At 66.2% G+C, this 20,122-nt stretch carries 19 protein-coding genes; 10 read left to right on the forward strand and 9 right to left on the reverse strand.

What is annotated here, in order from left to right:
• The first annotated feature begins 603 nt into the window (after positions 1–603).
• Positions 604–1,722 (forward strand): MmpL3/TtfA transport complex stabilizer, encoded by a 1,119-nt coding sequence (locus ABQF30_RS21680; RefSeq protein WP_448467811.1) that lies wholly within the window; start codon positions 604–606, stop codon positions 1,720–1,722.
• A gap of 64 nt (positions 1,723–1,786) precedes the next feature.
• Here ABQF30_RS21680 and ABQF30_RS21685 read toward each other — a convergent pair whose 3' ends face one another.
• Both ABQF30_RS21685 and ABQF30_RS21690 read right to left on the reverse strand, forming a co-directional pair.
• Entirely contained in the window at positions 1,787–2,482 is a 696-nt protein-coding gene (locus ABQF30_RS21685; protein WP_448467585.1) for a response regulator, read from the reverse strand.
• Between the two features lie 173 nt (positions 2,483–2,655).
• Complete coding sequence (locus ABQF30_RS21690; protein ID WP_448467587.1) at positions 2,656–4,191, reverse strand: sensor histidine kinase; 1,536 nt, start codon at positions 4,189–4,191, stop codon at positions 2,656–2,658.
• A gap of 105 nt (positions 4,192–4,296) precedes the next feature.
• Between ABQF30_RS21690 and ABQF30_RS21695 the strand changes: the two genes are divergently transcribed.
• Both ABQF30_RS21695 and ABQF30_RS21700 read left to right on the forward strand, forming a co-directional pair.
• The gene (locus tag ABQF30_RS21695) at positions 4,297–5,658 is read left to right on the forward strand and encodes a cation:dicarboxylate symporter family transporter (protein WP_448467589.1); all 1,362 of its coding nucleotides are present in this window, start codon (positions 4,297–4,299) and stop codon (positions 5,656–5,658) included.
• A gap of 138 nt (positions 5,659–5,796) precedes the next feature.
• Entirely contained in the window at positions 5,797–6,111 is a 315-nt protein-coding gene (locus ABQF30_RS21700) for a hypothetical protein (RefSeq protein ID WP_448467591.1), read from the forward strand.
• Positions 6,112–6,115: 4 nt separating this feature from the next.
• Here the strand turns inward: ABQF30_RS21700 and ABQF30_RS21705 are convergent, their stop codons facing one another.
• Positions 6,116–6,430: a hypothetical protein gene (locus ABQF30_RS21705; protein ID WP_448467593.1), complete on the reverse strand. Its 315-nt coding sequence runs from the start codon at positions 6,428–6,430 to the stop codon at positions 6,116–6,118.
• Positions 6,431–6,890: 460 nt separating this feature from the next.
• Between ABQF30_RS21705 and ABQF30_RS21710 the strand changes: the two genes are divergently transcribed.
• Together ABQF30_RS21710 and ABQF30_RS21715 are read left to right on the forward strand one after the other, a co-directional pair.
• Positions 6,891–7,481 (forward strand): GNAT family N-acetyltransferase, encoded by a 591-nt coding sequence (locus ABQF30_RS21710; RefSeq protein ID WP_448467595.1) that lies wholly within the window; start codon positions 6,891–6,893, stop codon positions 7,479–7,481.
• A gap of 71 nt (positions 7,482–7,552) precedes the next feature.
• Positions 7,553–9,181 (forward strand): long-chain fatty acid--CoA ligase, encoded by a 1,629-nt coding sequence (locus ABQF30_RS21715; RefSeq protein ID WP_448467597.1) that lies wholly within the window; start codon positions 7,553–7,555, stop codon positions 9,179–9,181.
• Positions 9,182–9,258: 77 nt separating this feature from the next.
• Here ABQF30_RS21715 and ABQF30_RS21720 read toward each other — a convergent pair whose 3' ends face one another.
• A complete protein-coding gene (locus ABQF30_RS21720) occupies positions 9,259–10,449 on the reverse strand; it encodes a lipid-transfer protein (RefSeq protein ID WP_448467599.1) in 1,191 nt (396 codons plus the stop codon).
• 18 nt (positions 10,450–10,467) lie between these two features.
• Positions 10,468–10,854, reverse strand: a complete 387-nt coding sequence (locus tag ABQF30_RS21725) for a hypothetical protein (protein WP_448467601.1) — start codon at positions 10,852–10,854, stop codon at positions 10,468–10,470.
• A gap of 246 nt (positions 10,855–11,100) precedes the next feature.
• Between ABQF30_RS21725 and ABQF30_RS21730 the strand changes: the two genes are divergently transcribed.
• On the forward strand, positions 11,101–12,183 hold the full coding sequence (locus ABQF30_RS21730; protein ID WP_448467603.1) for an NAD(P)H-dependent amine dehydrogenase family protein: 1,083 nt from the start codon (positions 11,101–11,103) through the stop codon (positions 12,181–12,183).
• Here the strand turns inward: ABQF30_RS21730 and ABQF30_RS21735 are convergent.
• Positions 12,180–13,223, reverse strand: coding sequence for a zinc-binding dehydrogenase (locus ABQF30_RS21735; RefSeq protein ID WP_448467605.1), 1,044 nt, complete (start codon positions 13,221–13,223; stop codon positions 12,180–12,182). The genes ABQF30_RS21730 and ABQF30_RS21735 overlap by 4 nt on opposite strands.
• Before the next feature lie 59 nt (positions 13,224–13,282).
• On the opposite strand from ABQF30_RS21735, the gene ABQF30_RS21740 reads away from it, so the two are divergent.
• A complete protein-coding gene (locus ABQF30_RS21740) occupies positions 13,283–14,137 on the forward strand; it encodes a patatin-like phospholipase family protein (protein ID WP_448467607.1) in 855 nt (284 codons plus the stop codon).
• An 11-nt stretch (positions 14,138–14,148) separates the two neighbouring features.
• Here ABQF30_RS21740 and ABQF30_RS21745 read toward each other — a convergent pair whose 3' ends face one another.
• The gene (locus ABQF30_RS21745; RefSeq protein WP_448467609.1) at positions 14,149–15,123 is read right to left on the reverse strand and encodes a patatin-like phospholipase family protein; all 975 of its coding nucleotides are present in this window, start codon (positions 15,121–15,123) and stop codon (positions 14,149–14,151) included.
• A gap of 104 nt (positions 15,124–15,227) precedes the next feature.
• On the opposite strand from ABQF30_RS21745, the gene ABQF30_RS21750 reads away from it, so the two are divergent.
• Entirely contained in the window at positions 15,228–16,946 is a 1,719-nt protein-coding gene (locus ABQF30_RS21750) for a SulP family inorganic anion transporter (protein ID WP_448467611.1), read from the forward strand.
• Here ABQF30_RS21750 and lpqV read toward each other — a convergent pair.
• On the reverse strand, positions 16,943–17,401 hold the full coding sequence (gene lpqV / locus ABQF30_RS21755) for a lipoprotein LpqV (RefSeq protein WP_448467613.1): 459 nt from the start codon (positions 17,399–17,401) through the stop codon (positions 16,943–16,945). The genes ABQF30_RS21750 and lpqV overlap by 4 nt on opposite strands.
• 121 nt (positions 17,402–17,522) lie before the next feature.
• On the opposite strand from lpqV, the gene ABQF30_RS21760 reads away from it, so the two are divergent.
• Positions 17,523–18,056 carry a cysteine dioxygenase gene (locus tag ABQF30_RS21760; protein ID WP_448467615.1) on the forward strand — a complete coding sequence of 178 codons (534 nt, stop codon included), beginning with the start codon at positions 17,523–17,525 and terminating at the stop codon, positions 18,054–18,056.
• A gap of 2 nt (positions 18,057–18,058) precedes the next feature.
• The gene (locus tag ABQF30_RS21765; protein ID WP_448467617.1) at positions 18,059–18,424 is read left to right on the forward strand and encodes a rhodanese-like domain-containing protein; all 366 of its coding nucleotides are present in this window, start codon (positions 18,059–18,061) and stop codon (positions 18,422–18,424) included.
• 1 nt (position 18,425) lies between these two features.
• Here the strand turns inward: ABQF30_RS21765 and ABQF30_RS21770 are convergent, their stop codons facing one another.
• Positions 18,426–20,120, reverse strand: coding sequence for an alpha/beta hydrolase (locus tag ABQF30_RS21770; RefSeq protein WP_448467619.1), 1,695 nt, complete (start codon positions 20,118–20,120; stop codon positions 18,426–18,428).
• Positions 20,121–20,122 lie beyond the last annotated feature (2 nt).

Consider the following 20,122-nt stretch of genomic DNA (forward strand, 5'->3'; position numbering starts at 1 on the left):
GTCTGAGGCTGACGCGACTGAAGTGGCTGGTGGGTCTGGTGCGCATCAGGGGGCGGGCCGATGTGGCCAATGTGGTCGATGAGGCAATCGGCCCGGCGCCACCTGGCAAACTGAGCACCATCGGCAGGAGGTACTGCTGTGACCTGTGTGACTATGCGACGGCCGGTGTGGCGGTTATCGGAGAGTGAACAGCGAACAACCGGTCCGCCGAGGCACATCTTTCACATCGGTAACATGTGGTCAGGCGTGTAGCGGAGTCGTCCGGCGCGACGGCCGGAAAAGTTTGCTGACGTGTCGTGGTGTGATTTATCGCTCATTCTGGCGGCAAATGGTAAGAATTTATCGTGCCCGCGCATCGGTCCGGTTCGGGAAATGTCGTTGCCGATGTAGGCATCCAACCTGGTAACCGGGATTTAACGTATTGCGACAAAAACATAACAAACGGATAACGAAGAATTTCCTAAGCACGCTCTGAGAAAAGTTCGGCCCAGGCTAGTCATTCGCTGTTCAGCTATCCCAGGACAGTCATTTTCGTCGCTAGAATCGATGCAACCGCGCCTTCCTGGCGCAAGTCTTACCTGAAATCTAGTGCCGGTGAACGCCATGCCGGCGGAGGTGCCGATGACCATGGCAAAGAACTTCCTGCGCGCAGTACGCAATGTCGTGCGGCGCGAGGCCGCTCCCGAGCAACCGACGGCAGGCAGTGTCACGTTCGACGGTGTTCTCGACGACGTCGACGTGGCGGGCCTGGTGGAGGTCGGTCGCGGTCCCGTCGGTGACATCGCCGTGGACGCCGACCGCGAGACCATTGTGGTGACCAACTCCGCCGCCGACTGCCTCACCGTCATCAACCCGTACACGTTGGGCGTGGTGGGTTCGGTGCGCCTGGGCGGGGAGCCGTTCGCGGTCGCCGCCGCCGACGACCGCGCCTACGTCAGCGTCACCTCGTCGGCGCACGACGCGATCGTCGTCGTCGACACCATCACCGGTGCGGTGCTCGCCGAGTATCCGCTGGCGATGTCCGTGACCGCGCTCGCCATGAGCCCCGACGGCAAGCGGCTGTTCGCCGGTCGCAGCAGCCACGACCGCGTCGACATCGCCGTCATCGACACCACCGCCGAGCGGGTCGGCACCATCGACATCGCCTCGGGTGACGGCGTCAGCCTGGATGCGCTGCGCGTGGATCCCAGCGGCAAGCGCCTGTATGCCGCGACCTCGGATTCGCGTGGCAGCCGCGTGGTCACCATCAACACCGAGACCGCTCAGGCCGAGGCGACCGTGTGGATCGGTGCGCCGATCCGGGACATCGCGCTCGGTGCCGACGGCACCGCCTACGTACTGACCTCGGACCGGCAGCGTCGTGGTGTGGTGCACATTGTCGATCTGGCGGGCGCCGCAGTTGTCGGTGACGTCGAGATCGGCGGAGCACCTACGCAATTGGTTCTGAGCCCGGATGCGACCCGCGCGTATGTTGTCGACTACGACCGCGTCATCGTGCTGTGCACGCTGACCAACGAGGTCCTCGGCAGCATCGACGTGGGCGCGCAGCCCGCGGCCGTTGCGGTGCGCCATGACGGCGCACGCGTCTACATTGCCGATTACACCGGCCACGTCAACGCATTCGACGTCGCCGCCGCGCTGCCCGCCCTGTACTCACAGCTGGTACGGACCGAGCCGGCCGCGTTTCCCGAGCTGCCCGCACTGGAGCCCGCCGGAGCCTGATCCGGTTCCGCCGGCGTCTTTCATCCGCCGAACAGACGCGTAGGCGCATCTGCTCGCGGAAGGGTCAGCGCCATTGATAACGGGTGCGGGGACGGCCCGCCTTGCCGTACTCGGTGCTGCGGGTGACGGTCCCGTCGTCGGCCAGTCGCTCCAGGTACCGCCACGCCGTCACCCGAGACACCCCGACGCGCTTGGCCACCTCGTCGGCGGTCAATCCATCGGGCTCATCCCGAACCGCACGGGCGATGTCGTCGGTGGTCTGCGGCGCAGCACCTTTGGGTGCGACGGATTTGTCTGGTGCACCGCGTAACTCGGCCATCGCACGGTCGACCTCCGCCTGGCTGGCGGCATCCGTACCGGCAGGCAGCGCCGAGCGGTAGCGGCGGTAGCGTTCCAGCCGGTCGCGGAACGCCGCGAACGTGAACGGCTTGAGCAGGTAGGCCAGCGCCCCGTGCGCCACCGCGGCGCGGACCATCTCGAGGTCGCGCTCGGAGGTGATCGCGATGATGTCCGGCGCGGGCTGCAGGCCGGACAGTCCGGACGCCAACGAGATTCCGCTGGCATCGGGCAGGCCGATGTCCAGCAGCACCAGGTCGATCGGATGCTCCGAGGCGGCGGCCTCTGCCGCGGCGCGCATGGCGTCGCGTGCCGTATGCACCACGGCCGCCGTCGAGAAGCCTTCTAGCCGAGCAAGATAGGTGTGATGTGCCTCGGCGATCAGCCGGTCGTCCTCGACGATGAGGACGGAAATGGTGGTCATCGCGTTGGTCCGGCTGACAGTGCACTGCCGAGATTGCACTCAGGGACAGATTCGGCGCGGATTTCGTCCCTGGTTTCAATCTCGGCGAAGCGGGCGCCTGAGGGATGTCTCACTGTGGTTCTCGGCTCTTCGCACAAGCGCTCATCGCGGCCCTTTGCTCTTCGCGCAAGCGCTCATCGGGGCACCGTGATCGTCACCACGGACCCATAGGTCACATCAGCGTGCAGCGTGCCACCGTGCTTGTTGACCACCTGCGCCACCAACGCCAACCCGAGCCCGTGACCCGCGGAGTCCCCGGACTTCGTGGAATAGCCTCGCTGCATGGCCTTTTCGAAGGTCGCTGGATCCATACCCGCACCGCTGTCGGCCACCCGGACCATCAGCTCCGTGTCATCCTGGGTCACGGTGACCTCGACCCACGGATCGTCGCGGTCGCAGGCGTCCATCGCATTGTCGATCAGGTTACCCAGCACGGTGATCATCTCCTGCCCGGACAGGACGGTCTCGGCCGGCAATTGAGTGTCTTCGGTGACGGTCAGCGTGATCCCGCGCTCGTCGGCCTGTGCCGTCTTGCCGAGCAGCAGGGCCACCAGCGCAGGTTCGCCGACGGACTGGGAGAGCCGGTCGACCAGCCGCTGGGACAGCTCCAGGTCACTGGTGGCGAAGCGGACCGCCTCCTCGGGGCGGCCCATCTCCACCATGGTGACCACGGTGTGCAGTTTGTTGGCTGATTCGTGGGCTTGGGCCCGCAGCGAGTCGGCGAGCACCTGCAACGAGCTGAGTTCGCCCAGCGCACCTTGCAATTCGGTGCGGTCCCGGATGGTGACGACCTCGGACCGCGAATCGACGACGGGGGCGCGGTTGACCACCAATACCCGCTCGTTGGTGACGTGCAGCTCGTCGCGGGCGCCCGGATCGTGGCATCGCAGGAACTCCGGCAGATCCGTCGGTTTGACCGGGCCGGGCGGCAAGCCCAGCAGGCGTCGCGCCTCATCGTTGACCAACGCCACGCCATTACGGTCCAGCACCACCAGGCCCTCGGACACCGAATGCAGGATCGCGTCGTGATGGTCGTACATCACGCGCAGCTCGTCGGGTCGCAGCCCATGGGTTTGACGCAGCAGCCTGCGCCGGATAGCCCACACCCCGACCAGTGAAACAGCCAGTGCGGCAGCGGTTACCGCCGCAATCACCGGGATCTGCGCCCGCCACCGCTGCGCCAGCGTCTGTTGGGTGATACCGGCGGAGACCAGCCCGACGATGGCCCCGTCGGGGTCGCGGACAGGAACCACCGCCCGCACCGACGGCCCCAGCGTTCCGGTGTACACCTCACTGAAAGTCTCACCGCGCAAAGCGGGTTCGATGGTGCCGATGTAGGCGGCACCGATCTGGCTCGGATCGGTGTGGGTGAACCGGGTCCGGTCCGGCGCCATGATCGTGATGAACGCGATGCCCGTGGTGGTCCGCACGGCCTCGGTGACCGGCTGCAGAACTTCGGTGGCTCTTCCCGATTCGATGGCCGCCGCGGTGGAGGGGGCATCGGCCAGCGCGGTGGCAATGCCGATCACCTGCTGGCGCGCGGCCTCCTCACCGTCGCGGCGCGCGTCGAGCAGCGCCAGCGCGGAGCCGGCCAGCACGACCAACGCGACCACGATGACCTGTAATGCGATCGCCTGGCCGGCCAACGAACGGGGCCAGAAGCGCGCCACGACAACCTCCGGTCCCTGAACGTAATGAACTAAAACGTGACCTGGCTCACGTCATCGCCGAACCTACTTCCAGACCGCATTCGATGTCGAACTGGAGGAACCCCGATGAGCCTCACCCTGGACCGTCAACCGGAGCCGGCGCCGCCGCGCCGCCGTGACCGCACGCATTGGCTCTACATCGCAGTGATCGTGGCGGTGCTGGCCGGCGTCGCCATCGGCATTCTGGCTCCCGACGTCGGCAAGAGCGTCGGCGTGCTCGGCACCATGTTCGTCGACCTGATCAAGATGATGATCGCGCCGGTGATCTTCTGCACCATAGTGCTCGGCATCGGGTCGGTGCGTAAAGCTGCCACCGTCGGCAAGGTCGGTGGGCTGGCTTTCGTCTACTTCCTGCTGATGTCCACCTTCGCGTTGGCGATCGGTCTGGTGGTCGGCAATGTGCTGCACCCGGGCACCGGTATGCACCTGTCAGAGGGCGCCGTGGGCAAGGGCGCCGAGCTGGCCGAAACCGCTCACGAGGCAGGCGGCCTGATGGACTTCGTTCGGGGCATCATCCCGGAGACGATGTTCTCGTCGCTGACAGCGGGCAGCGTGTTGCAGGCACTGTTCGTCGCGCTGCTGGTCGGCTTCGCGCTCCAGGCGATGGGTGACGCGGGTCAGCCGATCCTGCGCGGTATCGAGCACCTGCAGAAGCTGGTGTTCAAAGTCCTGGTGATGATCCTGTGGCTGGCACCGATCGGGGCGTTCGGCGCGATCGCCAACGTGGTCGGACAGACCGGCTGGGCGGCGGTGACGCAGCTGCTGGCCCTGATGCTCGGGTTCTACCTCACCTGCGCCGTGTTCGTGTTCGGTGTGCTCGGACTGCTGATGCGGACGGTGGCCGGTGTGTCGATCTTCAAGCTGGTCCGTTACCTGGCCCGCGAGTACCTGCTCATCGTGTCCACGTCGTCGTCGGAGTCGGCCCTGCCCCGGCTCATCGCCAAGATGGAGCACCTGGGCGTGGATCGCAGCACTGTGGGCGTGGTGGTGCCGACGGGCTACTCGTTCAACCTCGACGGCACCGCGATCTATCTGACGATGGCGTCGCTGTTCATCGCCGGCGCGCTTGGCGACCCGCTGTCGGTGACCGAGCAGATCGGCCTGCTGGTGTTCATGATCGTCGCGTCCAAGGGTGCGGCCGGGGTGACCGGGGCGGGGCTGGCCACGCTCGCCGGCGGTCTGCAGAGCCACCGTCCCGATCTGCTCGACGGCGTCGGCTTGATCGTCGGCATCGACCGGTTCATGTCCGAGGCGCGTGCGCTGACCAACTTCTCGGGCAACGCGGTGGCCACCATCTTGGTCGGCTCGTGGACCAAGACGATCGACAAGAACAAGGTCGACGCGGTACTGCGCGGCGACGATCCGTTCGACGAACTCAGCATGGTCGACGAACGTCCCTCTGCTGTCGAGGAGCCTGCCCGCGTCTAGCGAGCCCGCGAATCGATTGGCCCGGCCGGATCATCCGGCCGGGCCCTTTCGCCTTCGTTGAACCGTTGACCTCGGCTGCTCGTAACAAGGGTGAACAACCACACGACAAGTAAGCGAGAAGGTAAGGAAGACACGGCCATGCGAGTATCAATCGTCATGTTGGCCGCGTCGGGGGCGGCAGTGGGAGCCATCTTGGCACCGGCCGGGCCTGCGGTGGCCGAGTCGGCCATCGTGACCATCGGGCAGCTGGAAGCCCAAGGGTTCCACGTCAATGTCGACCGGGTGGGCAGCGCGCCGTTGGAGCAATGCACTGTCACCAGCGTCCGCAACCCGCAGAGTCAGACCAAGCTCATCCGCGTCGAGCGCATCGGGAAGAACGGCAAGAAAGACTTCGACCTGATTCCGGTTGTCGTGCGCCGCACGATCACGGTGTCGCTGGACTGTTCGGGTTAGTTGCTCAGCGCTGGCAGTTCAGTGACACCGACACGGTCTGGCTGGTGACCACTTCCACGAGCGCGCGGTCGTCACCATTGCGGCCGGGGCCGGTGTAGGGGACCCACTGCCTGACCTGCTGAGGATTGCGGACGCTGGTGACGACGCACTTGTCCAGCGGAGCTGTCCCGAGACGGTCGATATTCACCGTGTAGCCCTCCGACTGCAGCCGGCTGATCACCTGCTGAGCCGTTTCCTCGGCGGAGGCGAGGCCCGCCGGCGCGCCCATCACCCCGATCGCAGCCGCAACGACTGCCATCAGGGACCATTTCACGCGCATCGACCGCACCTCTCCTCGGTTACTGCCCATCGTCCTCTCGTTACATCGTTTCCGAAACTCATTTCGTTCCCGGCTGAGCAGTGAGTTTTCGCACTGACTCGGTCAGCGGCCCAGCAAAGTGCCCCGGATGTGCGTCCGGGCGGCGCGGCCATGCCGGCGTGGCGGCGGAATCAACTGGCAGATCGAGGTCGGCGGGGGTCACTGCGCCAGCCTGCGGGTGTTTGCCGCAGTTTGCAACAGTTCAGTGGGTCAACACGCGTCGGGGGCCGGTTCAGTGCAGTTGGCCGGAAACGGAGGCCCCAACGCGGGCGGTGGTTTGTTTTATGTTGCTTGCGATTCAGCGCAATGTCGGCGGGGAGGGGCGATCAGGTGCTGGAGCTCGACTGCGGGCTGACCGCGCCGTTTTCCCCTCCCGGGCAGTTTGCTGAATGCGTCGCCCACGACTGAGGGAGGAAGACCGATGTCAGCACCTGTGGTGCAGATCGACCGAATCGCCAACACCGACGAGAGATTCGGGCATGCCAAGCGCTGGGAGTATCAGATCTTCGGGCTGGAGAACGGTTACACGTGCCGCGATGACGACGCGGCTGAGGAGCTGTGTCAGTTGCGGCGGTGGGAGCAGTCGTCGGAATTCTTTGTGGCACGCGACAGCGACGATAAACCGATCGGGATTCTGCGGGCGCTGCGCTGTGACCCCGACCTTGGTATCGACAGCTTCAGCGCTGCTTGCGCCGCTTCCCGGGCGAACCTGATCTACCGCGACTGGCAGGCGTTCTTCGCCACGGTGTCGCCCATCCGCGTCGCCGAACTGGCGACCTGCGCCGTCACCCCATCACGCCGAAAAAGCGGTGTGGCCGAACGGCTTTGGCAGCCGCTCGCCCAGACACTGGCCACCGACGGTGTCCGCTATGTGACCGTCGCGCTGCCTGAGCCCCTGTTCGACCGGTACCGGGCAACGTTCGGAGATGCCATCGAGCAGTTCGGCGACATCCTGCCGGGTTACCTGGTCGGCGACCGTGTTCCCGCCGTCGTCGACCTCGACCTCCTCTAACCGCAGTCGTGACCACCCGTTAGGTGTCGAATCGCTCCGTAGCGGGTGCCGCCACGGTTAGCATCGCGCCCGTGGACAGCACCATGCAGAAGTCGCCGTTGACGATCACCGCGATCCTGCGGCACGCCTGCGGCATCAACGGCGACCGCACCGTCACGACCGCCACCGGGCAGGGCGGCTACCGCGTCACCACCTATCGCGAGGTCGGCGAGCAGGCCGCCCGGCTCGCGCATGCGCTGCGGCAGCTCGGCATCACCGGCGACGAGCGGGTCGGCACGTTCATGTGGAACAACGCCGAGCATCTGACCGCCTACCTGACGGCGCCCGCCATGGGCGCGGTGCTGCACACGCTGAACATCCGGCTCTCGCCGGAGCAGATCGCCTACGTGGCCAATGAGGCCGAGGACCGCGTGGTGATCGCCGATTCCTCGCTGGTTCCGGTGTTGGCCCCGGTGCTCGCGCTGCTGGACACCGTGCACACCGTGATCGTGGTGGGCGACGGGGATCTCGCGCCGCTCAAGGCCTCGGGAAAGACGGTGCTGCGCTACGACGAGGTGGTGAACGGGCAATCCCCGCTGTTCGACTGGCCCGACGTCGACGAGAATTCGGCGGCCGCAATGTGTTACACCAGCGGAACCACCGGCAATCCGAAAGGCGTTGTCTACAGCCATCGGTCGAGTTACCTGCATTCGCTCAGCACCTGCACGGCCAACGCGCTCGACGTCAGCTGCGGCGACGTGGTGCTGCCGATCGTGCCGATGTTCCACGCCAACGCCTGGGGCCTGCCCTATGCGGCGTTGATGGCCGGTGCGAACCTGGTGATGCCTGACCGCTTCCTCGACGGGGCCTCGCTGATCGAGTTGATCGAATCGCAGCGGCCGACAGTTGCCGGCGCCGTGCCGACCATCTGGAACGACGTGCTGAACTGCCTGGAAAATACTCCCGGCCATGATATTTCGTCACTCCGGATGGTGGCGTGCGGCGGTTCGGCCGTGCCGGTATCGCTGATGCAGACGTTCCAGGAGCGGTACGACGTCTATATCCAGCAGGCCTGGGGGATGACCGAGACCTCGCCGCTGGCGACGGTGGCCAAGCCGCTGCCGGGGGTGTCCGAGGAGCGGCACTGGGCGATGCGGGCCAGTCAAGGCCGACCCATGTGCGGCGTCGAGGTCCGCATCGTCGACGACGAAGGCAATCCGATGCCGGCCGACGGCAAGGCGGTGGGCGAAGTCGAAGTCCGCGGGCCATGGATCACCGGTTCCTACTACCTGGGCCGCGACGCCGAGAAATTCGACAGTGGCTGGCTGCGCACAGGGGACGTCGGCGCCGTCGACGAACTGGGCTACGTCACCCTGACCGACCGGGCGAGGGACGTGATCAAGTCCGGGGGCGAATGGATCTCATCGGTTGAGCTGGAGAACCACCTGATCGCCCACCCCGCGGTCTTGGAGGCCGCGGTCGTCGCGGTGCCCGACGACCGCTGGCAGGAACGCCCGTTGGCGGTGGTTGTGCTGCACGAAGGCGCCGCCGCGAGCCCCCAGGAACTGCGAGAGTACCTAGCCGACAAAGTGGTTCGCTGGTGGCTACCGGAGCGCTGGGCGTTCATCGACCAGGTGCCCCGCACCAGTGTGGGCAAGTACGACAAGAAGACCATCCGGGCCCGCCACGCCGACGGTGCCTACGAGGTCATCACCCTCTAGTCTCCTGGCGAGCAGACGCAAAAGCGCACTGCAGACGCTTGATTTGTGCGAGTTCGCGTCTGCTCGCGGAGGGAAAGTTACCGCTCGGCGCGCTGGTAGGCGGTCACCACGGCGGCCCCGCCAAGCCCGATGTTGTGCTGAAGCGCGGCAGTGACATTCGAGACCTGGCGCTTGTCGGCGGTGCCACGCAACTGCCAGGTCAGCTCGGCACACTGCGCCAGGCCCGTCGCACCTAGCGGATGGCCCTTGGAGATCAGCCCGCCCGACGGGTTGACCACCCAGCGTCCGCCGTAGGTGGTGTCCTCGTTGTCGATCAACGCGGGAGCCTCACCCTCACCGCACAGGCCGAGAGCCTCATACAGCAGCAGCTCGTTGGCCGAGAAGCAGTCGTGCAGTTCGATGACCTGGAATTCTTCGGGGCCAAGTCCCGATTGTGAGTAAACCTGCTGGGCTGCTTGCACATTCATGTCGTAGCCGATGATGTTGGCGGCGCTGCCGTCGAAGGTGGACGCGAAGTCGGTGGTCATCGCCTGCCCGACGATCTCCACCGCCTGGGCGGCCAAACCGTGCTTGTCGACGAACGCCTCACTGGCCAGGATCGCCGCGCCCGACCCGTCAGAGGTGGGGGAGCACTGCAGCTTGGTCAGCGGATCGGAGATCATCTTGGCGCCCAGGATGTCGTCGAGGGTGTACTCGTCCTGGAACTGGGCGTACGGGTTGTTCACCGAATGCTTGTGGTTCTTGTAGCCGATCTTCGCGAAGTGCTCGGCGGTGGAGCCGTACTTCTTCATGTGCTCACGCCCGGCCGCGCCGAACATCCACGGCGCCACCGGGAACGCGAACTCGTCGATCTCGGCGAGCGCCTTCACATGCCGGCCCAACGGCGACTCCCGGTCATCGGCGCCGCCGCCAAGCGAGCCGGGCTGCATCTTCTCGAATCCGAGCGCGATCGTGCAATCTGCGAGTCCACCGCGAATCGCCTGTGCGGCAAGGTAAAGCGCAGTCGATCCGGTGGAACAGTTGTTGTTGACGTTGACGATCGGAATACCCGTCATGCCGAGTTCGTAGAGGGCGCGCTGGCCGGACGTCGAGTCTCCGGAGCAGTAGCCGACATAGCCCTGCTGCACCTGCGAGTAGTCAATGCCGGCGTCGTCGAGAGCTTTGTTGCCCGACTCGTTGGCCATCTGCGGGTAATCCCAACCCTCGCGACGGCCGGGCTTCTCGAACTTGGTCATCCCCACGCCTACGACGAACACTTTGTTAACCATGTCGAGGAACATACGACGCTAACGATTTCCGGACAAGGACACCGTCTTGAGGCGCAGCTGACGCATCCGAACCGCCAGACCGGCAGCCGCCAGCAGTGAGAACACGCCCAATTGCCACCAATCCGACGGGCTGCCGCCGTCCCGGTCGAAGAAGTGGTTGATCGCGTGGAGGGTGTTGGCCACGACGAACCCGGCCAGCACCACGGCGATCACGTCATGCCACCACAGAGCGAACAGCATGGTCAGCCCGATGCCGATCTGGAACGCCCCGGCATCGTGCAAGAAGTGTTCGTGGTTGGGCCAGTTGGCCCACTGCGCGAAAGACGCCGGGTCGATCCGCATCCATACCCCGGTCACCAGCATGCTCAGCGCGGCCACTACAACGACGATCTGGATGAATCTCATTTGCATACTCACCAGACGGGGGAGCAGCCGCGAATGTGACAGTCACACTTCCGCCCGACATCTCGTCGAGACGGTATGACCTATCTCGCCGACCATTCGCTGTTGCTGACGTTGCCGGCATTTCTGCCGGCCGTCATCGTGGCCGTTGTCGTTTCCTACGTGGCGCGACGTGGTCGCACTTCTCCTGACGAGGACAGTGGTGTAGACCTAAAGTAGAACGCGTTCTAGTTCCATCGAGGAGGTCGCGTGGCGCTCAAGGTCGTGCAATGGGCAACCGGGGGCGTCGGCGTCGCCGCCATCAAGGGCGTGCTGGAGCACCCCGACCTGGAACTCGTCGGCTGCTGGGTGCACTCGGCGGACAAGGCCGGCAAGGACGTCGGCGAGATCGTCGGGACCGAACCGCTGGGCGTCGTCGCGACCAACAGCGTCGACGACATCCTGGGCCTTGATGCCGACGCCGTCATCTATTCGCCGCTGCTACCCAACCCGGATGAAGTGGCCGCGCTGCTGCGCTCGGGGAAGAACGTCGTCACCCCGGTCGGCTGGTTCTATCCCACCGGCAAGCAGGCCGCCCCACTGCGGAATGCGGGGCTGGAGGGTAACGCCACCCTGCACGGCACCGGCATCGCGCCGGGCGGCATCAGCGAGAAGTTCCCGCTGCTGCTCTCCGCGATGTCCACCGGTGTGACATTCGTTCGGGCCGAAGAGTTCTCCGACCTGCGCACCTATGAGGCGCCCGATGTGGTGCGGCACGTGATGGGGTTCGGCGACACGCCGGACAAGGCGCTGAGCGGGCCGATGCAGAAGCTGCTCGACGGCGGCTTCATCCAGGCCGTCAAACTGGTGGTCGACCAGGTGGGGTTCAACGCAGATCCGCGGATCCGGGCGACGCAGGAGATCGCCGTGGCGACCGCGCCCATCGAATCGCCGATCGGCGTCATCGAACCTGGGCAGGTCGCGGGACGAAAGTTCCACTGGGAAGCCCTCGTCGACGACAAACCGGTCGTCCGAGTCACCGTCAACTGGCTGATGGGCGAGGAAAACCTTGATCCGGCATGGGATTTCGGGCCGGCCGGGCAACGCTACGAGATGGAGGTCCGCGGAAACCCGGACTTCACCGTGATAGTCAAAGGATTCCAGGGCGAAGTCACCGAAGACGGCCCCGGCTCTGCCCTGATCGTCGGCTCCGCCGAACCCGGCGTGGTGTCCACCGCCGCGCACTGCGTCAACTCCATACCTGCGGTGTGCGCGGCCGCCCCGGGAATCGCCACCTATCCGGACCTGCCGTTACTGACCGGAAAAGCCGCGCCCGGGCTGCGCGAAGCTTAGGGCCGCACCAGGATTCGGATCGGGTTGCCGTCCTGACGCTCCAGCTTGTCGATCCCGACGGCCACGTCCTCCAACGACACGATCTCGCTGATCGACCGCGACAGATCCAGCCTGCCCAGGGAAACCAGCGTCGCGAGCGTCGAAATATCGACGTTCTGGTAGCCCAGATGGCCAAGTACCTGCTTCTGGGTCAAGCCGAACATCGAGGTCGGGCCCACCGTCGGCGACTCGGCGCTCATCCCGACCGCCACCAGACGGCCGCCGACGGTCAGTTGACTCAACGCCTGCTCGAACGTCGACCTCAATCCCACGGCGTCGAATGCCACGTCCAGCCCACGCCCGCCGGTCACTTCGGTGATCTCCTCGGCGAGGTTCTCGTCACGCGCGTCGAACGCATAGTCCGCGCCCAAATCCAACGCCCGCTCGAGCACCTCGGGTTTGATGTCGACGGCCACCAGCGGGGCCGCCCCCACCAGTCGCGAGAGCTGAACGATGTGGGTGCCGACACCGCCGAGCCCCCACACCCCGACCGACTCGCCGATGCCGACCTTGCCGGTACGCACCACCGCCCCGTATGGCGTCGACACCGCGTCGGCCAGGATCGCGGCCTGCTCCAGCGGCACATTGTCGGGCACCCGGGTGAGCCCGATCGCCTGGGCGAGGGTGTATTCGGCCCACGCCCCGTCATAGGCGAAGGCCATCAACTGGATGCGCATGCAGTTGGCGACGTCGCTGCGGCGGCAGTTCGGGCAGCTCATGCAGGGCCGGCCCGCCGCCACGATCACCCGGTCGCCCTCGGACCAGCCACTGACGTCCGGGCCGAGCTTGGCGATGGTGCCCGACGCCTCGTGACCCTGCGTCACCACCGGCGCCTGCGCCGGGAACGTGCCGTTGATCAGGCTCAGGTCGGAATGGCAGATCCCGCAGAACGCCACTTTCACCAGAACCTCGCCCGGGCCCGGCTCCGGGATCGGAACATCCTCCACTGCAACTATTTTGGTATCGGCATAGAAGCGTTCGGCACGCATTGTGGCTGTCATGTCGTTCCCTTCGTCGGGCCCTGCTGGTTCCGACATTAGTCCTGGCACACTGGTTGCCTGTGAGTTCCAAACGTGCACTTGTGCTGGCCGGCGGCGGAATCGCGGGAATCGCCTGGGAGACCGGGGTTCTGCGGGGCATCGCCGACGAAATGCCGGATACGGCGGAGGCTTTGTTGGCCAGTGACGTGCTGGTGGGCACGTCGGCCGGTTCGACGGTGGCCGCCCAACTCGGCAGCGGTCTCAGCCTCGACCAGTTGTATGAACGGCAGGTGCAAGACAGCTCGGCCGAGCTGAATCCCGGCGTCAGCATCGACGGCGTCACCGACCTGTTTCTCAATGCGATGCTGACGCCGAACACCACCAAGGCGCAGAAGCTGCAAGGGATCGGCTCCGTTGCATTGAACACCGCCACCATCGACCCGGCGGTACGGCGCAAGGTGATCGCGCAGCGCCTGCCCTCCCATCACTGGCCCGACCGCGACCTGCGGATCTCGGCCGTCGACATCGACACCGGCGAACTGGTGACACTGGACCGGGATTCCGCGGTGTCTCTGGTAGACGCGGTCGCGGCCAGTTGCGCGGTACCGGGGGTGTGGCCGGTCGTGACGATCGGCGGCCGCCGGTTCATGGACGGCGGCATCGGCAGTGCGGTCAACATGGCACTGGCCGCCGACTGCGACAGCGTTGTGGCGTTGGTGCCGCAAGGACGTTCGACACCATCGCCGTTCGGTGGCGGCGCGGCCGAGGAGGTCGACGGCTTCCACGGTCGGTCATTGGGCATCTTCGCCGACGACGACGCGCTCGCGGCGTTCGGCGCCAACCCGCTGGACCCTGCCTGCCGGATACCTTCGGCGCGCGCCGGCCGCGCCCAGGGCCGGCGGGCGGCCGGCGAGATCGCCGCGTTCCTGGGCTGATCGGCCGAAGCTCAGCCGTCGAGCGCCTGGGCCGTCAGGTCCTGCCCGATGGTGATCACCTCGGCGGCCCGATTGAACTCCAGGCTGCGGCACACCGTGCGGGGCACCTCGATCAGCAGGTCGGGCGGGTAGGCCGCCAACGTGTGCCGGGCCAGCGCAGCCTGCGCGATGTCGATGGTCCGGTACATCACCTCGAAGCTCCCGAGCCGCGGCACCCCGGTGGTGTCGGGGATTTCCGGCAGCTCGCCGTCCTGAGCGGCGTCGTCTTCGGACTCCGGTATCGATGCGCCGAACCGGCTCAGCACCGCCCGCGCGGTGGGCCGGTCCAGAACGCTGCGTACCGAGGCGGTGTCGAGCACCGCCGAGGTGCTGCGCAACATCCGGCTCAACCATTCGGTGGTGGGCCGCGGTTGGGGTTCGGTGGGTGAGACGGCTGTGCCGGGGTCGCTGCCGGAGACGCTGACCGCGATGGTCAGATCGGCGTTGACCGCCGCGATCGGCGCCATCGGCAGGGGGTCGAGGATGCCGCCGTCGCCCAGCAGCCGACCGGCCAGCACGTGCGGTGCGATCACGCCGGGGATGGCGATCGACGCGCGGATGGCCGCATCGACCGGACCGCGTTGCAACCACACCGACTTGCCCGAGATCAGATCGGTCGCCACTGCGGTGTAGGGAATGGGCAGCTCCTCGATGGTCACATCGCCGAGGATGTCCCGGACTGCATCGAGGATCTTCTCCGCGCGCAGGATGCCCGCCGCGGTGAGCGATGGATCCAGCAGGCGTAATACCGCGCGCTGGGTGAGTGTCCGCGCCCAATCGGCGAAGTCGTCGAGTTTGCCGGCCGCGTGCAGGCCGCCGACCAGCGCACCCATCGACGAGCCGGAGATCCCGACGATGTCGTACCCGCGTTCGCGTAGTTCGTTGATGACGCCGATGTGCGCATACCCACGCGCACCGCCGCTGCCGAGAGCCAACGCAACCCGCATGCGTTCATTGTGCGCTACGCGATGACCAGCATCGGAAGCCGTCGAAATGTAACGGATCTTCGACTAGTCCACGCCAATCGCGTTGTGGTGGCAGGGTAATCAATATGAGCACGCCATCCAAGGCAGCCGGAGCTGTCCGCAGAATTGGCAAGCCCACCCCTCGCGATGCCATCTCTGGCCTGGTGACGGGTCTCTTCTCGATCCCTGAAGGCATGGCCTACGCCAGTATCGGCGGGTTCAACCCGGTCGCCGGACTGTACGCGGGCGTCGTGCCGGGAATCATCGGCTCGCTTTTCTCCCGCACGGTCCTGATGGTGACGACATTGACGAGCGCGATCGCGCTCTCCTCGCGCAGTGTGCTGGAAGATGCCGGGCTCTCTCCGGCCGACCCGGCCAACGTCGCGGCTCTGGCCATCGTCGTGGGCTTGGTGATGCTGGTGTTCGGGCTGCTGAAGTTCGGCTCGATCATGAGCTTCGTCTCAAACGCAGTGATGACCGGATTCTCCACTGGCATTGCTCTGCAGATCATCGCCGGGGTGCTGGGCGACGCCACCGGTTACAAACCGCAGAGCGGCAACACGATCGGCAAGTTCATCGATTCACTGGCCCACATCGGGATGTGGGAAACGGCCGCGGTCGCGGTCGCGCTCGGCACCGTCGCGGTCTGGGCCGTGTTCCACTTCATCAAACCGCTGGAATCGTTCGCGACGCTGATCGCGCTGGTGGTTGTCACCGCTTTCGTCGCCATAGCAAAAGTCGATGTCGAAAACGTCGGCGATATCGCCTCCATCATGAATTCGCTTCCCCCCGTGACCGTTCCGAACTTCGCCGCGATGCCGGAGTTGATCGTCGGCGGCGTGGCGGTCGCGCTCGTCGCGCTCGCGCAGGCCGCAGGCATCTCGGCCGCGGTGCCGAATCCCGACGGCAGCCGTACCAACATGAACGGCGACTTCCTGGCGCAGGGCGCGGCCAACGTTGCCGGTGGGTTCTTCGGAGCACTGCCGGCCGGTGGGTCGCTGTCCCGTACCGGGGTCGCGACCTCCGCGGGTGCACAGACGCGGTGGGCCGGCATCTTCGCCGGGATCTGGCTGGCCTTGCTGGTACTGATTGCCGGGTCAGTCGCCGAGATCATCCCGATGCCGGTGATCGGTGGCCTCATCCTGGTGATCGGCGCCGAACTCGTCGTCGGGCGCTGGAAGGACATCAAGCTCGTGTTGCGGGTGGCCCCGCTTTCCGCGCTGGCCATGGTGATCACGTTCCTGGCCACCACCCAACTGCCCCTGCACACCGCGATCCTCATCGGTGTCATCACCTCGCTGGTGCTCTACTGCGCGAAGGCCTCCAAGTCGGCACAGTTGGTTTCGCTGGAGCCCGACAACGGCGGCTGGCGCACCGTGCCCGTTCCCGAGCAGTGCGCCAGCAACGACGTCACCGTCCTGCACTACGCCGGCGTCGGGCTGTTCGCCGAAGTGGCCCACATCGACGAGGACTGGCCGCGTGCCGAAGGCACCACCAACGCCGTCGTGGTGCTCAGCCTGCGTGCGCTGCCCGACGTTCCGTCCTCGGTGGCGATCAAGGCGATGCGCCGATGGGGCGACCAGTTGAAGGCCAACAACGGACGCCTGTTCATCTGCGGCGTCGACAAGGCGACCGCGGAGGTGTTGCAGCGCGGCGGTCTCGACGACTTGCTGGGCGCAGACGGCATCGTGCCCGCCACCGATCACGTGTTCGGGGCACTGGACACCGCCGTCGAACGCGGGCGTGCCTGGATCGCCGGCCGACCGGACGAGCCCGGTGGTTTACCGCACCGTGATTCGAATTAGTCGCACAGCTGGTCGGCCGCTGCCTGGACCGCGACGATGACCGCGGCCTGACGCGCCGGTTCCAGCTCCCCCCAGGCCTTGTTGTAGGTGCCCGGGCCGGGCCCCGCACCTGGAGCCTGCAAGCTCGCCAGGTACGGCTCGATCTGTGCCTTGCGGTCGCCGCCCTTCTCGTCCATCCAGACTTTCGCGGCGTGACAGGCCTGGAAGTACTCGTCTTCGGTGGACTGTGCGTCGGCGCCGACGGCCGTGGTGACCCCGCCCGGCGACACCGCGACCTCACCCGGCGCTGCCGTAGGAGTCTGCGATTCGGTTGTGGTGGTGGCGGTCGCCTCTGGCGGGGAGGACGCGTCCGGCTGGCCCTTCTCCGCCTCCGAGGTGCATCCGACGAGCAGGCTCAAACCGGCTGCCGCGACGGCTCCGGAGGTCAATCGCGTGGCCCACGTGTAACTGCGCATCCCGCCAATCTATGCAACACTTGCCGCCGTGACGGACGGGACCGGATTTCAGGAGTGTTGTCGGGCTCGGTAGAGCACCGCATCACCTCCCTCGTCCCTCCGTCATTTCTGGAGTTTTCGCATGCTTTCCACTGTTTCCACGATTGCGCGCCCCGTCGTGCCTTCCGTCTCGGCGCCCACCCGGCTGCGGCTACCGGAGCTACTGCACACCACCGACCGGGCGGCCGACGACGTGCTGTCCGGCCGCTACGACCGGTTGCTGCGGGTGCTGCCGCACGATGACCGCTGGTACACGCGCCTCGAAGGTAACGACGAGCTGGATGTCTGGCTGATCAGCTGGGTGCCCGACCGGTCCACGGAGCTGCACGACCACGGCGGCTCGCTGGGTGCGCTCACCGTGGTGTCCGGATCGCTTGCCGAAACCCGCTGGGACGGTGAGGCGTTGCGCCACAGACGTTTGTCGGCGGGGAGTCAGGCGGCGTTCCCGCTTGGCTGGGTTCACGACGTGGTGCGGGCACCAGGGCCGGTGGCCGGGCCGACGTTGAGCGTGCACGCCTATTCGCCGCCGTTGACCGCCATGTCGTACTACGAAGTGACTGGGCGGAACACGTTGCGCCGCAACCGCACTGAACTCACCGACGCGCCGGAGGGATGACGATGAGCCGTATCGACGCCGTGCTCGCCGCCGCCCGCACCCGGCTGCACCGGTTGCCCGCCGCGGAGGTTCCCGCTGCATTGGCCGACGGAGCTGTGCTTGTCGACATTCGTCCGGCTGCGCAACGGGCCCGGGAAGGGGAGGTCGCGGGAGCGCTCGTGATCGAGCGCAACGTGCTGGAGTGGCGGTGCGACCCGACGAGTGAGGCGCGGCTGCCGCAGGCTGTCGACGACGACGTGTATTGGGTGATCCTGTGCTCGGAGGGCTATACGTCGAGCCTGGCAGCGGCGGCGTTGCTTGATCTCGGCCTGCACCGGGCCACCGACGTCGTCGGCGGCTATCACGAGCTGATCGGTGTGTTGGCTTAGCTCAAGCGTTTTCGTTGTTGGTCAGTAACGGCCGCAGCTTCTCGGTCTTGGCCGCTGTCCAGTCGGGTGGTTGCAGGATCGCCGCCCACGCGTTGGCCACGTCCTTGACGAAGACGTGGCCATGCCCGTCGGGAACCTCGACCGACACTGCCATGTCGGCAGACACCTGAAGGAACGTCACCACCGGAATCCACTCCATCCGTGGTGACACATCGTCGCCACGCGCTTCGCGCAGCCAGTCAGGCTTCGCGAACAGCAGGTCGGGCGTCCACCACGAGATCGGATCCGACGCGTGCTGCAGGTACACCACGCGCGGGTGCCCCCACGGCTTGTCGGGTCTATTGAGATTCTCGGCTTGCGCGCTGAACCGAACGTTCTCGCCATTGTCGTAGATCGGCAACCACTCCGGCGAACCGGGATCGCGGTCGCGGGTCAGCCCGGTCCAGATCGTGTTCTTGAACGTCGGGCCCGAGAACAATGCACCGTCGGTGCGGGCAATGAGGTTGTTCAGTGCCAGGAACGGGGCTTCACCACCGAACGAACCAAGACTCTCGCCGAACACCACCAACTTTGGCCGCTGCTGCTCGGGCATTTCGCGTACCAGCGCGTCGATCGCCTCGAACAAGGCTTGGCCGGCCTGACGCGCATTCTCCTGATCCACCAGGAACGACAGCCAACTGGGCAGGAACGAGTACTGCATGGACACGATTGCGGTGTCGCCGTTGTACATGTACTCCAGCGCCGAGGCCTCGGCTTCGTTGAGCCAACCGGTGCCAGTGGTGGTGGCCACCGCGATCACCTGGCGGTCCAGGCCGCCCATCCGCTGTAGTTCCCGCGCGGCCAGCGCGGCGGTGGCGTCGATGCCGTCGGCGGAATGCAGTCCGGCGTAGGCGCGGACGGGCTCGACAGCGGGCTTGTCGTTGAACCTGGTGAGTTGTTCGACCGTCGGCCCGGCCGCCGTGAACACCCGGCCCTGGTGGCCCAGTGACTCCCAGCTCACCAGGGACTCCGGACCGCCTGACCGCAGCCGTGACGTCGGTGCGGCGAAGTCCGGATCGGTTTCGTCGTTGACCGCGGCGAACGTCCGGTTGATGGTGTCCATCGCGAACCGAACCACGATGCCGTTGAGCAGCGCGATGCTCAACGCGAGCACCAGCGCAACCGCGACTACCGCCGAAACTCGTGGCGGCGCAACACGATCGAGCTGACGCACCAGGAACCGCACCAGCTTGCCGATCAACTGGCCGATCTCGACGAGCGCGAACAGCACAACGATCGAGATGGCGGCAGTCAGCGGGTGGTCCCAGAATTTGAGCCGGGGTACTCCCATGAGGTCACGGACGTCGTCCTGCCACACGTGGAACCAGATGATTATCAGGATCTGGCCGACGATGCCGACCGCCACCAGAGTCAGCCACGCCCATTTCGGTGCCCTTGGGCTGGTTTCCGCGGAGCGCATGTAGCGCACCAACCACACGCCGAGAACGCCGAGGCCGTAGCCGATTGCCCCAGCGCCGCCGCTGACCAGCCCTTGGAACAGTGGGCCGCGGGGCAGCAGCGAAGGGGTCATCGACAACCACAGGAACACCAGGCCCACCGCGGTACCGAAGAACGTGTAGTGGCGAAGCCACCACGGCGGTTTGGCCGGCGCCTGCTGGGGTGGCGCTTCTTCGGTTGTCTCCGCGGTGTCGGTCACGC

This window comes from Mycolicibacterium sp. XJ870 (assembly GCF_053483975.1).

What these genes read in the sequence shown, in the direction of transcription:
- lpqV (WP_448467613.1), bottom strand. Translation starts at nt 17,401, where the DNA reads ATGCGCAGTTACACGTGGGCCACGCGATTGACCTCCGGAGCCGTCGCG.
- ABQF30_RS21685 (WP_448467585.1), bottom strand. Translation starts at nt 2,482, where the DNA reads ATGACCACCATTTCCGTCCTCATCGTCGAGGACGACCGGCTGATCGCC.
- ABQF30_RS21710 (WP_448467595.1), top strand. Translation starts at nt 6,891, where the DNA reads ATGTCAGCACCTGTGGTGCAGATCGACCGAATCGCCAACACCGACGAG.
- ABQF30_RS21750 (WP_448467611.1), top strand. Translation starts at nt 15,228, where the DNA reads ATGAGCACGCCATCCAAGGCAGCCGGAGCTGTCCGCAGAATTGGCAAG.
- ABQF30_RS21705 (WP_448467593.1), bottom strand. Translation starts at nt 6,430, where the DNA reads ATGCGCGTGAAATGGTCCCTGATGGCAGTCGTTGCGGCTGCGATCGGG.
- ABQF30_RS21720 (WP_448467599.1), bottom strand. Translation starts at nt 10,449, where the DNA reads ATGGTTAACAAAGTGTTCGTCGTAGGCGTGGGGATGACCAAGTTCGAG.
- ABQF30_RS21735 (WP_448467605.1), bottom strand. Translation starts at nt 13,223, where the DNA reads ATGACAGCCACAATGCGTGCCGAACGCTTCTATGCCGATACCAAAATA.
- ABQF30_RS21695 (WP_448467589.1), top strand. Translation starts at nt 4,297, where the DNA reads ATGAGCCTCACCCTGGACCGTCAACCGGAGCCGGCGCCGCCGCGCCGC.
- ABQF30_RS21680 (WP_448467811.1), top strand. Translation starts at nt 604, where the DNA reads ATGCCGGCGGAGGTGCCGATGACCATGGCAAAGAACTTCCTGCGCGCA.
- ABQF30_RS21700 (WP_448467591.1), top strand. Translation starts at nt 5,797, where the DNA reads ATGCGAGTATCAATCGTCATGTTGGCCGCGTCGGGGGCGGCAGTGGGA.
- ABQF30_RS21725 (WP_448467601.1), bottom strand. Translation starts at nt 10,854, where the DNA reads ATGAGATTCATCCAGATCGTCGTTGTAGTGGCCGCGCTGAGCATGCTG.
- ABQF30_RS21745 (WP_448467609.1), bottom strand. Translation starts at nt 15,123, where the DNA reads ATGCGGGTTGCGTTGGCTCTCGGCAGCGGCGGTGCGCGTGGGTATGCG.
- ABQF30_RS21765 (WP_448467617.1), top strand. Translation starts at nt 18,059, where the DNA reads ATGAGCCGTATCGACGCCGTGCTCGCCGCCGCCCGCACCCGGCTGCAC.
- ABQF30_RS21760 (WP_448467615.1), top strand. Translation starts at nt 17,523, where the DNA reads ATGCTTTCCACTGTTTCCACGATTGCGCGCCCCGTCGTGCCTTCCGTC.